Origin of the sequence: Nocardioides sp., assembly GCF_036274455.1 — a bacterium.
Taxonomy (GTDB): Bacteria; Actinomycetota; Actinomycetes; order Propionibacteriales; family Nocardioidaceae; genus Nocardioides.
The window spans coordinates 1-13,511 of the sequence record NZ_DASUFR010000127.1; the positions used below are offsets into that span (position 1 = coordinate 1).

General features: G+C 65.6%; 13 protein-coding genes and 1 tRNA gene. 3 read left to right on the plus strand and 11 right to left on the minus strand.

Annotation, left to right across the window (positions count from 1 at the left end):
• Positions 1 to 167: 167 nt before the first annotated feature.
• Positions 168 to 257: transfer RNA gene (locus VFV89_RS12045), tRNA-Ser, on the plus strand.
• Between the two features lie 43 nt (positions 258 to 300).
• On the opposite strand, the gene VFV89_RS12050 is transcribed toward VFV89_RS12045, so the two are convergent.
• The 7 genes from VFV89_RS12050 to VFV89_RS12080 all read right to left on the minus strand — a co-directional run bounded on the left by VFV89_RS12050 (position 301) and on the right by VFV89_RS12080 (position 7,675).
• A complete protein-coding gene (locus tag VFV89_RS12050) occupies positions 301 to 693 on the minus strand; it encodes a hypothetical protein (RefSeq protein WP_329706183.1) in 393 nt (130 codons plus the stop codon).
• Between the two features lie 182 nt (positions 694 to 875).
• The gene (locus tag VFV89_RS12055; RefSeq protein WP_329706184.1) at positions 876 to 1,313 is read right to left on the minus strand and encodes a hypothetical protein; all 438 of its coding nucleotides are present in this window, start codon (positions 1,311 to 1,313) and stop codon (positions 876 to 878) included.
• A gap of 179 nt (positions 1,314 to 1,492) precedes the next feature.
• Positions 1,493 to 2,059 (minus strand): hypothetical protein, encoded by a 567-nt coding sequence (locus VFV89_RS12060; RefSeq protein WP_329706185.1) that lies wholly within the window; start codon positions 2,057 to 2,059, stop codon positions 1,493 to 1,495.
• A 976-nt stretch (positions 2,060 to 3,035) separates the two neighbouring features.
• Complete coding sequence (locus VFV89_RS12065) at positions 3,036 to 3,233, minus strand: helix-turn-helix domain-containing protein (protein WP_329706186.1); 198 nt, start codon at positions 3,231 to 3,233, stop codon at positions 3,036 to 3,038.
• On the minus strand, positions 3,226 to 3,549 hold the full coding sequence (locus VFV89_RS12070; RefSeq protein ID WP_329706187.1) for a hypothetical protein: 324 nt from the start codon (positions 3,547 to 3,549) through the stop codon (positions 3,226 to 3,228). Before VFV89_RS12070 ends, VFV89_RS12065 begins: the two co-directional genes overlap by 8 nt.
• 96 nt (positions 3,550 to 3,645) lie before the next feature.
• The gene (gene mobF / locus VFV89_RS12075; RefSeq protein WP_329706188.1) at positions 3,646 to 6,345 is read right to left on the minus strand and encodes a MobF family relaxase; all 2,700 of its coding nucleotides are present in this window, start codon (positions 6,343 to 6,345) and stop codon (positions 3,646 to 3,648) included.
• Between the two features lie 814 nt (positions 6,346 to 7,159).
• The gene (locus VFV89_RS12080) at positions 7,160 to 7,675 is read right to left on the minus strand and encodes a MauE/DoxX family redox-associated membrane protein (RefSeq protein WP_329706189.1); all 516 of its coding nucleotides are present in this window, start codon (positions 7,673 to 7,675) and stop codon (positions 7,160 to 7,162) included.
• Positions 7,676 to 7,710: 35 nt separating this feature from the next.
• On the opposite strand from VFV89_RS12080, the gene VFV89_RS12085 reads away from it, so the two are divergent.
• Together VFV89_RS12085 and VFV89_RS12090 are read left to right on the plus strand one after the other, a co-directional pair.
• Positions 7,711 to 8,307 (plus strand): SigE family RNA polymerase sigma factor, encoded by a 597-nt coding sequence (locus tag VFV89_RS12085; protein ID WP_329706190.1) that lies wholly within the window; start codon positions 7,711 to 7,713, stop codon positions 8,305 to 8,307.
• On the plus strand, positions 8,304 to 9,497 hold the full coding sequence (locus VFV89_RS12090) for a hypothetical protein (RefSeq protein WP_329706191.1): 1,194 nt from the start codon (positions 8,304 to 8,306) through the stop codon (positions 9,495 to 9,497). The genes VFV89_RS12085 and VFV89_RS12090 overlap by 4 nt, the downstream gene beginning before the upstream one ends.
• Here the strand turns inward: VFV89_RS12090 and VFV89_RS12095 are convergent.
• From VFV89_RS12095 to VFV89_RS12110, 4 genes are all read right to left on the minus strand, one after another.
• Positions 9,482 to 9,877 (minus strand): hypothetical protein, encoded by a 396-nt coding sequence (locus VFV89_RS12095; RefSeq protein ID WP_329706192.1) that lies wholly within the window; start codon positions 9,875 to 9,877, stop codon positions 9,482 to 9,484. The genes VFV89_RS12090 and VFV89_RS12095 overlap by 16 nt on opposite strands.
• A gap of 927 nt (positions 9,878 to 10,804) precedes the next feature.
• Entirely contained in the window at positions 10,805 to 11,302 is a 498-nt protein-coding gene (locus VFV89_RS12100; protein WP_329706193.1) for a hypothetical protein, read from the minus strand.
• 9 nt (positions 11,303 to 11,311) lie between these two features.
• Positions 11,312 to 12,001 (minus strand): hypothetical protein, encoded by a 690-nt coding sequence (locus VFV89_RS12105; RefSeq protein ID WP_329706194.1) that lies wholly within the window; start codon positions 11,999 to 12,001, stop codon positions 11,312 to 11,314.
• Between the two features lie 150 nt (positions 12,002 to 12,151).
• Positions 12,152 to 13,420, minus strand: a complete 1,269-nt coding sequence (locus VFV89_RS12110; RefSeq protein WP_329706195.1) for a site-specific integrase — start codon at positions 13,418 to 13,420, stop codon at positions 12,152 to 12,154.
• Between the last annotated feature and the right edge of the window lie 91 nt (positions 13,421 to 13,511).

The following is a 13,511-nucleotide window of genomic DNA, read 5'->3' on the forward strand; positions in this document are numbered from 1 at the left end:
CGCCCTCCGCGTCCGGCCCGAGCCCCACCGAGGCGTCCTCGTCGCCGGCGGGCTCGCCGTCGACCAGCCCGAGCGGATCGAGCAACGGGTCCGCGTCGCCGAGCGACGCCGCGTCGACGCCGTAGCGAATTTCAGCGCCCCCGCAGTGCCGGGGTACCCTCTCCGGCGGTGGCGTGTCCGAGCGGCCTAAGGAGCACGCCTCGAAAGCGTGTGTGGGTGCAAGCCCACCGTGGGTTCAAATCCCACCGCCACCGCCAAGTCATTAGTTCGCTGACCTGCAAACATACGGCCCGGGGATGCTCAGGGGTCTAACACGTGCCAGATACGTGCCAGATTGTTCCCTGCGCACGCAGCCCTCCACCTGAGAACGGTTCTCACAACGATGGGGCCGATCGCGCCGGCCAAGTAGAGGTGGTAGGTGAACTCGCCGCCGGCCACGCCGGTGACCTGCAGCTCGCGGCCCGGATCGGTGGCCAGGCCGAGGCCCTGTGCGCGGTCGTCTCCGGGCCGACCGAGGACGAGTTGGCCACACCCGTGCCAACGGTCCCCGTTGTCCGCGCCACCCTCCTGGTCGAACTGGTCCTGCCGCTGCGCGACCTCATCGTGGGCGGTGTTAGCCATCGCAACCACACGCACCGGCCTGCTGGTCAGTCCAGCGATGACGTGTCGGCCAAGCGCATCGAACGCGTGCACGTTTCCTGGGTGAACGACCGGCAGGAATGTGCGCAACTTCGACGGGGCCTGCACCCGAACAAGACCCGATCTACGGCCTGTTGCCGGCCTTCGACGTTGTCGATGCGTCGAGGCACTCGTCGCCAAATCAGGTTTTCAGGGCGCGCCCTATCCACACTCTCGATCGTGAAGGGCCCCTTCAGTCAGTCACCCAGCGGGTTATCCGCGTCGACCGACGTTGGCAAGTTGGGCGCGCTCTTAGCCGTTAGTTTAAACCTTCCCTCCTGCAACTGATACGCGCCGACCTCCCCGGTGATGATGAACTCACCAGTATCGGGCCCCTTTGGGTCGAAGCTAAACGGCTTCAAGAACAGGATGTACTCGTCGCCGGGCACAAGCAATTCTGCAAGGCCGTCGAACACCATTCCCTTAGACCCGCTTTGCCGAATGGTGAGGCTACTGTCCGGTGAACCAACGTAAGTTTCCAAGACCTTGACGGTCGTAAGCGTCGACGCCAACTTGTCGGTGCCCGCTGAGTCCGCACTGACCTCCTTTTGGTCCGCGCTCGCTTGGACCCTCACCACCAGGGTGCTCTCGGAGAGGAGTTCGTCGATGCTGTCGTATGTCTTGACCAAGCTCACCTGTACATGCTGAACGATAGACGGCGTGGTGGACGTGTCAGCGGACTCGCCCGTCGCATCTTGAGCCGACTGGTCACCACATCCAGCAAGCGCGGCAACACAAGTGGCCAGTAGAACGAGTACTGCACTGCGTCCGCTTCGCATCGGATGCTCCTTCCATGTCTCTCTACCTATGACGGCTAGTAGAGGGTGTTGGCTCCCTGAATGTCGTCAGCTTGAACCGTAAATATTCCACACACGTCGTAGCGTCCAAATGTGTCGCCCCACATGATAGAGCGATTGGGACATTGGCCGATGTTGCGGTCAGCGAGGCCCACAACGTGGCCCAGTTCGTGGCCAATCACAGCCCGCTTCTTCTGACCGGAGTACGCGTCCGCGTAATATCCGTTAATTCGGACCAGCATTCCCTTAACGAATATTCCGCCGGAGCAACTGTAATAGGTAATGCCATCCCAACCCGTGTTCCCGAAGCCTCCGTCAGTGATGCTGAAGCCAGGATTGGACCCACCCGCATTGAACGACATGTCGGTCTGGTTGCTCCAATTGACCAGGGCAGCACTAGTCAGGCTTTGGTATGCGCTCGAGGTGTTATTCACGTAGGAGATACCGGGGTGGCCCCAGCTACAGCCCTCGTAGTTCGTGGCTTGCGCGGGAACCGCAGGAAGAGCGGCGACCAAGCCGAAGGCACACAAGATCGCCAGTGCGAAGTGAACCCCTCGACGAAGCAGGGCGCTACGGTGCTCCATATTGAACTCCGCCTATCTCCAATGACTGGCGGTCGCGCCCCGTCGCAACCTGACGACGAGATGATGTTGCACTAGGTTCTTGACTCTGACAAGGCCGGTCTGACGGGCGCCGACGCAACCCGCCGCCTCGCCTCTATCGAGGCGACCAAACCATCGGACGGCGCCCGCCACCGCTCAGACGTCGGGCATCGCGACATCGAGCGCTGGAGAGCCGGGACTCAGTCGAAATCGCGGGTGTCGACGGCCGGCGCCCCGAGCGCTCGCGCATGGGCGAAGTACGGTCGCGACGAGCCGCTCGCGGGCCGGCTAGGACCGCCTGATGGGAGATTGCATTCGCCTCGACGAGATCCGCGCATCCTCCGCCTTGAGCTCGCGTAGGTCCGCGCCCCGGATTGTGCCGACTTCCAGGCCGAGGTCATCGACCAGCTGGCGCGGCGGACGCAGGAGGGCCCAGGCTCGAGTCCTGCCAGCCGATGGCCCAGCGCTTCACTGGAACTGCTCAGGACGGCGGTGTTGGCCATAAGCATCGATAGTGAGGTTCTGTTCGTGGGCTCGTCGCCCACAAGTCGAGTGTCACGCGCCATTTCACCCCATGACCGTCAAGGCGACGTGCCGACCCCTCGGCGAGGGTTGTGACGTCGGCGGCAGCGATGGGCATGCCCAGATTGCTCACCAATTGCCCGGCACATAGAGCGTCCGCACAACTGCAGAGAACCACTGCCGCGACCCCACCGAGCGATGCCGATCGACGTTGAATCGCTGAACACCGCTGAACATTGCTGACTGCTCAGACTTCTGACTCGCACGCCTTTCGACACGCCATTTCGACCCACAAGTCGTCGGGACGCATGCCACGGAGATCGAGCTCGGTTGGGCCGCCTGTCGGGTCGGTAGGGGAGCGCTTGGTGCCGATCGGATGAGGATTCGAGTTTCGGCCGGGGCGCCCGGAGCTCGTATGCGGCAGGCCCGAGCCTCGTCACCACCGCGCGGATGGGATCTTGCGTGGTGTGGCCTCGAGGTCCTCGACTCTGATTCGGATGGCGCGTTTGCCGCAGCGGTAGGCCGGGAGGGTGCCGGCTGCGATCCAGCGTCGGATGGTTTTGACCGAGACGGACATGGTCTCGGCCGCTTCCTCGAGGCTGAGGTAGACCGGGATGGGGCGGCGGTCAGCCATCGGAACGGACCTCCGCCCGGGTGATGGTGGCCGAGGCGAGGAAGCGTCGGGCTTCGGCGACGGTGATGTAGAGCCGGCCGACACCTTGGAAGCGCGTCCAGCGCGGGCCGACGCCGCGTCGGCGCCAGTCGCGGACTGTGCGTTGCGGTGTGCGGATGAGTTCGCAGAACTCCTCGAACAGGATCAGGTTGTGGTCGTCCCAGTCATCCGGGATGCCGATGGGTGTCGCCATCGCTTTGCCTCTCGCCGTGGCCGCCGACGGGTTCGGCGACTCTCTCACCTGGAGAAGCAACATCGCGGTCAGCGGATCGGACACCTGTGACCGCCGCTGTCGAGACCTGACCCCCTGACAACAGATGTCTTCTGGGCCGCTGCGGCGATCCTTCGACGCGAGAAGCTTGCGAGAAGTCGGTCAGCGGCCGATCCCAGGCGTGGTGGTGGGTTTGGGGGCCGGGATCGGTGCGGGTGGGCGCCGAGGACCCCGGCGTAGTGCCGCGGCCTGCAATACGACGCCGGGCGGCCGGGCGCTGGGTCCGTAGCGGTCGATGGCGTCGGCGGCTCGCTCGGCGGCGTGGGTGGGGCCGAGGTCGGCGCGGTCGCGGTTGAAGGTGTCGACCCATTGGCTGCGGGCGTCCTCGATGGTTTCGGCGACCAGGTGGGCGACGTTCCGGTGGCGGCCGCGGGTCATGCCCACGTACGCCGAGGCGGCACCGGTGGTCTCGCCGAGCGCGAGGTGCGCGGTGTCGACGGTCTCGCCCTGGGCCCCGTAGGCGGTGGTGGTGAAGGCGAGCTCCACGTGCTCGCGGACATACTCGGCCGGGAGTGCCCGGTGGCCGGCGCGGCCGGTGACGAGCATGCTGCCGTCCTCGCCGAGCCCGGCCACGGTCCAGGTGTCGCGGTTGGCCACGGCGAGGTCACGGTCGTTGCGTCGGGTAGCGACCCGGTCGCCCAGACCGATCCGCTCACCGCGACGCGTGATGGGCTCACCAGCACGCTCACCAGACCGCTCACCGGGTCGGTTTGGGGCGGCGTGGCGGTTGTCGTGGATGGCTGCGTTGAGCGCGCGGATCTGGTCGCGGGTGTCGGCGATGACGAGCTGGTCCCCCGTGTCAGCACTGTCGGCGCCGCGGGCGCCGATTGCGGCGAGGGCTGCGGTGCGTTCGACGTCGCTGGCGTGGAGGACGATTTGGCCGCGGTCGAGGAGCGCGTCGAAGACCTCACCAGGCCGCTCACCAGTGCGCATGAGGAGGCTGAGGTCGGCGTAGGCGGGGTCGGTGAACCGGTGGACCGATTCGAGCTCGTGGCGGGCTGCGGGTGGCGCCCAGCGTGCGGCGAGGTCGAGGACGCCGCCGCGGCCGACGGCCGGCAGCTGGTGGCGGTCGCCGAGGAGCGCGACGGTGGCGTGGGCCTGGTCGGCGATGGTGAACAGTGCGCTGGCGGTGTCCTGGTCGAGCATCCCGGCCTCGTCGACGAGGAGGACGTCGCCGGGGAGTAGCCGTGCGCGGGCCTCGGGGATCGCGTCGGTGTGTGACCAGTGACCGTCCTGGTCCCAGCGGTGGCCGTGTTGGTGGATGAGCCAGGCGGCCGAGAACGCGTCGGTGCCGACCTGCTGCTCCGCCGCCTGGGCGGCTTTGAGGGTGGGGGTGACGACTAGGAGTCGGCGGCCGGTGTCGTCGAGTGCGTCGCGGGCGGCGGCCAGGGTGGTGGTCTTGCCGGTGCCGGCGGCGCCTTCGATCACCAGCAGACGGGCGTCGCCGGCGAGGGCCGCGACGACGCTTTGTTGAGCGGGGTCGAGGTGGTCGATGCCGTGGACCCGGCGGGCGGGGTTCACGGGTCGTGCGGAGCGTGCCGCGATGCTGTCGATCAGGTCTGCTTCGACGTCCAGCACCCGCTGCGAGGTTAAGGCGCGGACGTGCTGGGGGACGTCATCTCGTTCCAGCAGCGGCACGCAGCGGGTGCGGGCACGGTCGGTGATGTCCTCGACCAGCTCGTGCCGGACCAGTCGCTCGGCGACCACGCCGAGAGAGGCGACCAGTCGTTCGATCTCGCCGCGGATGTCTGCCGCGTTCCAGGCGGACCGCTTCGCGCCGAGCCGGGTGAGCACCAGGTCGGCGGCGACGTCGCGGTTGAGCCGGCCGATCGGCAGGCCGGGCACTGTCACGGTCGCGGTCGCCGGGCTGGCCGGAGGGGTGAAGCCGAGTTCGCGTAGCTGGTGGTTCCAGGCGGCGATGAGGTCCGCGCCGCTGCGTGGTGCGATCTTGTCGGGCCGCGCGTCGGCCCAGGCTCGCCGGTCCCAGGCCTGCCGGAGCCGTGGCCCGGGTTCCTGGCCGGGGTGGCCGGCTCGCCAGGCTGCTTCGTATCGGTCGGTGTTGCGGTTGATCTGTGCGGCGCGGTGGCTGAAGCGCCCGATGTACGGCTTGAGCTGGTCGATCTCTCCGTCGTTGTCGAGGGTGTAGCCGCGGGCAGCCAGAGCGGCCCGGAACTGCGGGTCGCACATCACCGCGGCGTGGCCGATCCCGTTGATCGCCTCGATGCTGTCTCGGACCCCGACCGAGTGCAGCCCGCGCCACGCACCGTGCGCGTAAACGCGTGCGTTGATCTGGACGTGAAGGTGGCGGTGCGGGTCACCGGCCCGCGAGGTGTAGTGACGCACCACCGCCGCTTCGAGCTGTTCGACAGACACCTGCACCTGTCGGCCCTGTGGCCCGAGCCGGGTGGTGGCGTGCTCGGCCACCCACCCGATCACCTCACCCGCCGCCCGATCCATCGCCGCGTCATAGGCCGCCGCGACATCAGGGTGGAGTGCCGCGGCCAGCGACCAAGACTTCGGCCCGTTCACCACGGCCTCGACGAACCGCAACGCCCGCGAATTGTCCTCGCGCCGCCTGTCCTTGGCCGCGCCGGTGGTCACGTCGTAGCCGGCCACCCACCGCTCGTAGGTTGCCACGTCCAGGTCACCGACCCGGCGTACCGCACCCGGGCCGGCGAGGTAGCGCTCGGCGACACCGGAGCCCTCTGCCAAGTAGTAGTCGTCGGCCCGCGAATGATCGGCCTCCACATAGGACCGCGCCGCGGCCGCGGACCCGCTGTAGAACTTGATCCCACCGTGCATCGGCCTCGTCACCGCCCGTCAGCACTCGTCACCTAGCCTTGAAATGCCGCTCGGCCCGCCCCGAGGGGCGGACCGATCTACGGACCTTCGTAGCATGCGTGCCGCTTGGTTCGAGGCCTATGAATCGCATTGCGTTGAGCCGGGCTTTCGGACTTGTCAGCGGCCGTCAACGCTCGTCATCGCGGCTGCTGTGGAGACGACGGCGGGACGTCGACACGGTGACGTCGTAAGGGCCCTAGTAAGTGCGGCCGCAGGTGGCGGTGCACACCTCGCACAGCGGCGCGACTGTCACCCGGTGAAGTCCACGAGCGCGTGGATCGACCATGGGGCCTGGAGGTCTCTTGGCATCCGCACGTGACACACTGCGTAGCGCCCTCTCGGAGGAAGGTTTCGTTCGGCGTTAGCCCGAGTGGCGGAGATGGGAGCGAGGTAGAGGGACCGAACTCGGCCCCGCTTGAGCCTGAGTGACCGCGAACGCGGCGCGCGTCAGTGCCCACCTTCATCGACGCCTCCCGCGTCGCTGAAGTTGAAGAGGGCGTTGCCGAGGGCGTCGTCCTTCAGCCACACGAGAACGTCGATCTCGGATGCTCAGGAGGTTCGTCCACGCCCTCAACCGCCACACACCATGATCGGATCCATACGTCGCGGCGCGGCACCGGCCTTTGCGCTGCGACGGAGTCCTTCCTTTCGCTGCTTCAGAAGACGTCCTTGATCGTCAGCATTGGGGCCACCAGCACTGGAACCTTTCTGGTGGGGCAGGTCAAACCTGTCACCAGCTCGTGCAGCAGACCCGCAGTCAGGCTGACTCTGCTGCTCAAGGAGCCGCGAAGATCAGGCGAGGCAGGGTGATCAGTACCAGGCACTCACCCGCCCCGGCCGCCAGAATGCTGACCGTCGGGACGTCGCCATTGGCGTTGAGCGCGCTCAGGCACATCAGGCCTACTGCGGCGATCAACGTGCGGAAGACGGAGAACCAAGTCAGCGGTTCGGTCGCGCCGAAGCAGTGGCATACCGCCGGCGCGCGGCCGGGCACCAGGACCCGCAACAGGTACGCGGTCATGAGCAAGTAGAGAACGGTCGAGCTCCAGGCGGCCACCCGAAGAGGCCACGCGGTTGCGTCGCCGGCAGTGAAGCCCGCCAGAACACTCGCGCCCAGCATGATTTCCAGACGTGGCAGGTTTCGCGCAGCGAATCGCGCCCGTTCGTACCGCAGGACCCCGTGAGCGAGCAGCGAGGCCATCAGCGTCCTCCAACGCAGGAGTGTCTGGGCTCCGCTGATCAAGAACATCAGCGCGGCCGCGATCCCAACCGTGCCGAGCGCCTGTGTCATCGTCAGTCTCCAAGGATGGTCGGACCTCGCAGAGCGTGAAGTTGGACCGTCATCGTGTCAACCTGAGAGAGCCTTCTCGGGCTCATAGAGGTAACAGACGACCATGGAGGTCCTGGTTGGCCACATCAATCGACGCTGAGTTCACCGACTACGCGAGGACGCGTGCGTCGGTACTCATCGCCACGGCCCTGCGTCTGTGTTCGGGCCGCCGACAGGCGGCCGAGGACCTCGTACAAGAGACGTTGATCCGTACCTATCTATCGTGGACGCGTGTGAAGGATCCGCAGTTGCGGGACGCCTACTCGCGCCGAATCATGGTCCGCCTGGCTCAACGAAAGGCGTTCGCCGAGCCCTCCGACCATGTTCACCGCGACGGCGATCGGCCGGTTATCGACGAGTCCGACCGAGTCGCTGACCGGTCGAGCTTGTGGGAGTTCCTGCAAGTCCTGCCGGCTAGACAACGCGCTGTGGTCGTCCTCAGATTCTACTTGGACCTCAGCGAGGAACAGACTGCCGAAGCGCTCAACATCTCGGTTGGGAGCGTCAAGACACACACCTCTAGAGCCTTGAGTCGGCTCCGAGGCGAGCCATTGATGCGCACCGAAGGTGCCCACAGAGGAGAGCTGCAATGAGCGAAGAGACTCGTCTCCGAGAAGCCCTACAAATGTCAGAGATCGCGCAACCCACCCTGCGTGACGATCAAATCGCCGCCTTGCTGTCGTCTGGACATGCTCGGCGACGCAGGCGCACGAACGTGATCTCCCTGATCGCCGTGGGCTGCGCGATTGCCGTGTCCGCCGGGTCCTTCAGCGTATGGCGACACGTCGGTGATCCCTCGTCGAGTCCACCGGCGGCAGGCCAAACCAGCGAGCACTCCTCCGGGCCATCGACGGACCAAACGACCGACCCGACCGCGGTCCAAGAGCCCTCGGAGAGCGAGTACGAGTGGGCAGAGGCGCTCGCCAAAGGCACAAGCACCCCGTTGGTCTACCTCGCAGGCACGACTCTGGTCACACCCACAGGCTCGGTTTCCTTGCCTGGTACCGGAGCGGGGCTAGTCGGCCAGACCGTCAACGGCATCGTTGTACTCCTAGAGTCCGATCACACCGGAAGCGGCGGCGCTTTCACCAGCAAGTACGTGATTGTGGCACCGAACGGCCACATCGCAGACCTTCCAGCGACGAAGAACTACACGCTGCAGAACGAAGCGATCTCGCCGGACCGCACGCAAATCGCGTACGGGGATTCTGTACGCGATGCCCGAACCATGGAACTGATCGCTCCGGTGCCCGCCAAGGCGGTCAACATCATCTCCTGGACTCCCTATGGGATCATCTACTCGACGATGGAGAGCGACCTCTATCTCTGGGATCCCGGTTCGTCACCCGTGGAGCTTCAGGCAAACCCGGGCGTGTACCCATCCCAGACCTTGTATGGGTTCCGCAACGACAATCCGTGCACCGACATTGTCCGACTCGAGTCGGATGGCAGCGCGACTCGGATTAGCAGCGGCTGCAACGACAAGCCGTTCATCACAGTGTCGCCGGACGGCAGAACCGCCATCGACAACGACCTTGGGATCGTTGACGTTCAGTCCGGTGATTCACGGTCCTTCGCGTCTAACGGAATTCACGACTTGTTCGCATATACGTCGCTCGTGTGGACCAGTGACTCGGTGTTTGAATTCCCCGTTCAGGGACCTCGAGTGGGCAAGAATCGGCCGACCATCATCGTCAGCTGCGATACAGCGGCTCTTAGCTGTGTCCGTGCCGGCGACGCGGTGGACGTGCCAGCCTCTGCCGAGATTCAGCTCACGAGGTAGAGGGCTAGCAGGCCGAGAAATGCAACCAGTCCGGCAAGGGACCACGCCCGCAATCGGTGGAACTGGAAGTCCCAGGTTGTTGCTTCGCCCGACATCACGCTGAGCACTGTCATGAGCGCCCGCCCAACAGCAAATCCGACCGCCGCGTAGATGGCCACGACCAAGCTGCGGGACAACAGCGCGTCGACCAAGAGAATGTAGGGAACGGAGCTGGTTACGAAAGTTCTCATCCCGGTCCCCATCTCAATCCCGAACTGCATCGATCCGAAGACCGGCCCCAGCCGGAACACCGTCTCCGGCACCAGTCGCCTGTTCTCAGGCAACCAGAACTTGAGGACACCGAGTTCGCGCAGGGCCAGGGGAACGGCAACTGCAGCCAAGAGGAGATCCCACGCGCTTTCGCGAGGGCGTGGAAGCCAGCCGATCGCAACGGCTACAGCTGCGCTTCCAACCACAGCGACAAGCACGGCCCCGATCTGGAGCCCGACCGCGAATGACGGGAGAACGACTGCGCGCCGACCTGACGCGCTCAGCACGGCGGCTGAGTTGTGGCTTCAAGTGGAGCCGCTGAGGCTGTAGCCAGCGATCAGTCCAAGTGGCAGCCAGAGGAGCGCCCACCACCCGCGCTCTACCGCCACAGCGCCGCCGACCGTGGCGGCTGCAAATGCCACCGCCCAACCGATTCGCGGATCCGACCAGGCCCGAGCGGACATCATTCGATTCTCAGCGGCGCGGCTAGTCCTTCTTGAAGCGGCAGACCGTGTCGTAGGGTGTCGAACCGCCAGCAGTGATAACGATGACCTTGCCGTCCGAGCATCGGAAGGGATGCTGAGTCCCGCTGCCATTGCGGTTTGCACTGGCCGACCACGTCCACGAATTGTGGTTGTCGCTGGCGGCCCAGCACCGGTCACTTGAGGCGATGTAGTCGTACGTGACCGTAGGAGTGCCTGAGCTATCCTGACGGTGCCACCCATTGACGTTGCAATACTCGCTGCTCCGATACGTACCGCCGTGGCAAGCGTTCTGCCAGTTGTAGTAGAGCCCGCTCGTGTCTCTGACCGGCTGGTAGCCCTGGTGACAGTCGTCCCACCCCTGCAAATTGCCGCCGGGGTTGGTTTCGGCTGCCGCAGGCTCCGCCCTCGTCACCATTCCTAGGAACGATCCCCCGAGGGCGACCGACGCCGTGGCGACAGCCTTAAGGACCGTCCTCCGTTGTGACGGCACGTTGAGGTTGCGCAAGCTTGTGCGGGTGCCAGCGTGCGATGGAGGCTGGGTGCTGGCTGAGACGATTGACCGGACATCCAAGGTCATGACCGAACCTCCGCGTTGTTGGGTAACCACTGTTGAAGTTTGCTTCGAGCGTCCTCGATGCTGACCGGCGCGAAAATCTCGGCGACCTGGCCTGCCGCGCTGACCCGCGCCAGGACTGGCGGCGACAGCGGTGCGAACGAGCTCCAAGCGTCGGCTGACTGGACGACTGGCACACCGGGTGCACCGTCGCGCCACGTCGACTCGGGTTCGTAGGTCAGAATCGCGACCCGACCCGCTGAGATGTTCAAGCCGATCTCGTCAGCGAGTTCCCAGCAATCGCGACAGGTCGAGTCCAGCACAGCGACGACTTCGACCGAGCTTGGCAACGAAGCAGGCAGCCTGGCGTCGGGCTCTGCGGCTCGTGTCTGACTGGCCTGGAGTTGGTGAACCGTTGTCCTCAGGGATCGCACTTCGGTCAAGACGCGGGCTAACCCCAAGTAGAGCAGGAGGAGGAAGATCCACGCGAAGATGAGGAGTCCCGTCGTACTGTCCACGATGTCCCTTTACGCCGCTTCCAACTTCAGCTCGTAGAGCCACTCAGCCCAGTCGGCGCTCGAGTCGTCACCGAAACTGCCGGGGGTGAGCTGCGCGGCTACGGTGTCGAACCCTACGAAGTATTCGTAGCCGGTAGCCTCGTCGTCCGGTGAGAGGTCGAGCTTCCGGCGCCAGACTTCTCCGTATCGGGTCGGTGTGCCCTGCCACGCAGGGAGTGCCGCCAGAGCGCCCTTTCCGACCAACGCGGTCAGTACGCCTCGTCCCTCGACGATGACAGTGGTGTCCTCGGCGATTAGAACGGAATCAGAGCGTGTCGGCTTCATCGTCATGCCGGTGGCCGTGTCGGACACCGTAAAGTCCGCAAACGCCAGGGCCGCCTGCGCTGCCTCAATCGGTGGCCCACCAATGACGGCGATTACGTCGTGATGTGGACCGCGCAGGCCGGCGGTGGTGACCAGGCCGTGATCACCGACAGCCACCAGTAATTCAAGGTCCTTAAGCACCGATCGGCTCTGCAGGGTGGACTTGATCATGTCAGTGCAGGCCGACTCGAAGTAGCCACGGCGCCCGAGCTGGAAACTCAAGGCGGCTTTGCCGTTGGCGAACCGCGCCGACGCATTGACGTTGAGGATGGGACTATCGTCAGTGAAGCTGAAGGTGACGGTCTTGCCAGACGGGCATGTCGATACAAGGTCCATGGGGGCTCCTGCGACGTTCCGAGATTGGTCGCACGGTGTCACTTGGCAAGATCGATGCGCCATGACCTGTTCGACCTATTGACCGGGGATTGCCGTCGCTGTATAGCTCCGCACTTGAGAAACCGCTATGACCGATCAGCCGCTGGCGCGTCAGTCGCCGCTCGCTCGTTCGGCCCTCGCGGACAAGCGGCGTCCGAGCTCACGGTCGCGGTCGAGCCGGCTGTGCTGGTATCTCATCGCCATCGAGGGCGTGGAGTGACCGAGGCGGTACATAAGTTCGGCCATACTGGCGCCCTCCTCGCCCGCCATGGAAGCGCCGGTATGCCGCAGGTCGTGCAGGTCCAGATCCTCTCGTCCCGCCAGTCGCCGTGCTTCTCGCCAGCCGAAGCCCGCCTTGCACACGTTGCCGTCGTTGTCCAGGATGGCGGCTCGGCCGTTGAGGGTCGCCTCGGACAGGTGGGCCTCAGGGTCGCGCTCGGACGAGAAGACCAGGCCGTTCTCTCCTGGCGAGGCGTGCTGAAGGAGATGCTCGCGCACGGTGGGCAGTAGGAAGGTTGGGATGGACACCGTGCGGATGCCCGCATCGGTCTTGGGCCGCCCGACATGCACAGCCGTGCGAGTTCCCCGGGCCGTTTCGCCGGTGCTCGCACGCACGACGCCCCTGCGGACGTGCACCCATCCGAACGGCTCGCCGGCGTCGTCACGACCGAGCACCATGTCAGCACGCCTCAGCTCACGGAGCTCACCAGAGCGGAGAGCGCACCAGGTGGCCAGGAGGAGGAGCAGCCGCCGTCGCGCCGGCATTGCAGCGACCATGATGGCCAGTTCGTCCAGCGTTGCTGGCTTGACGTCTCTGCGGCTTGACCGTGCGCCGGCGCCGCGGATGTAGGCCGGGTTCTTGTCGAGGAGCTCGTCGTCGGTCACCGCGGTGTTGAAGATCGTGCGAAGCGTGCTGTACACATGCGCCTTCGTCACAGGGCTCGCGTCGAGATTCGCGTGCCAAGAGCGGACGGCGGCGCGGGTGACTTCATTGAGGGGGACGTCTCCGAAGGTGGGGTAGATATGCACGCGCAATGCGGACAGGTACCGGTCCCGGGTGGTCGGGCGAAGCGGCTCACCCCTGCTGTTCCGTCGCGATTTAAGCCAGGCTTCGGCGTACTCACGCAGGGTCGGCAGGCGATCGACTTCGGCCGCCCGCCGCGCCAGCTCGAGTCGCGCCTTCGGTGACGCCCAGGTCTCTGGTGCCTCGACGTGGCGCCGCTCGGCGGCGAGCCAAGCCTCAGCGTCGATGCGCGCGGTGAACGTCGCGGGGGCGGTCACGGTCTGTCCGCTGGGACTGGCGTAGCGGGCCTGGAAGCGCCCACTCGGAAGCCTCCTGATGTTGCCGAAACCGCGTCTGCCGGTGCTCTTCGTCGCCATGGCCACCCGCCTCTGCCGTGCCAGATACGTGCCAGATCTAAGCACACTCAAGTCCGGACCTGCCCAGGCAATGCGGGAGCGGAACTCCGTG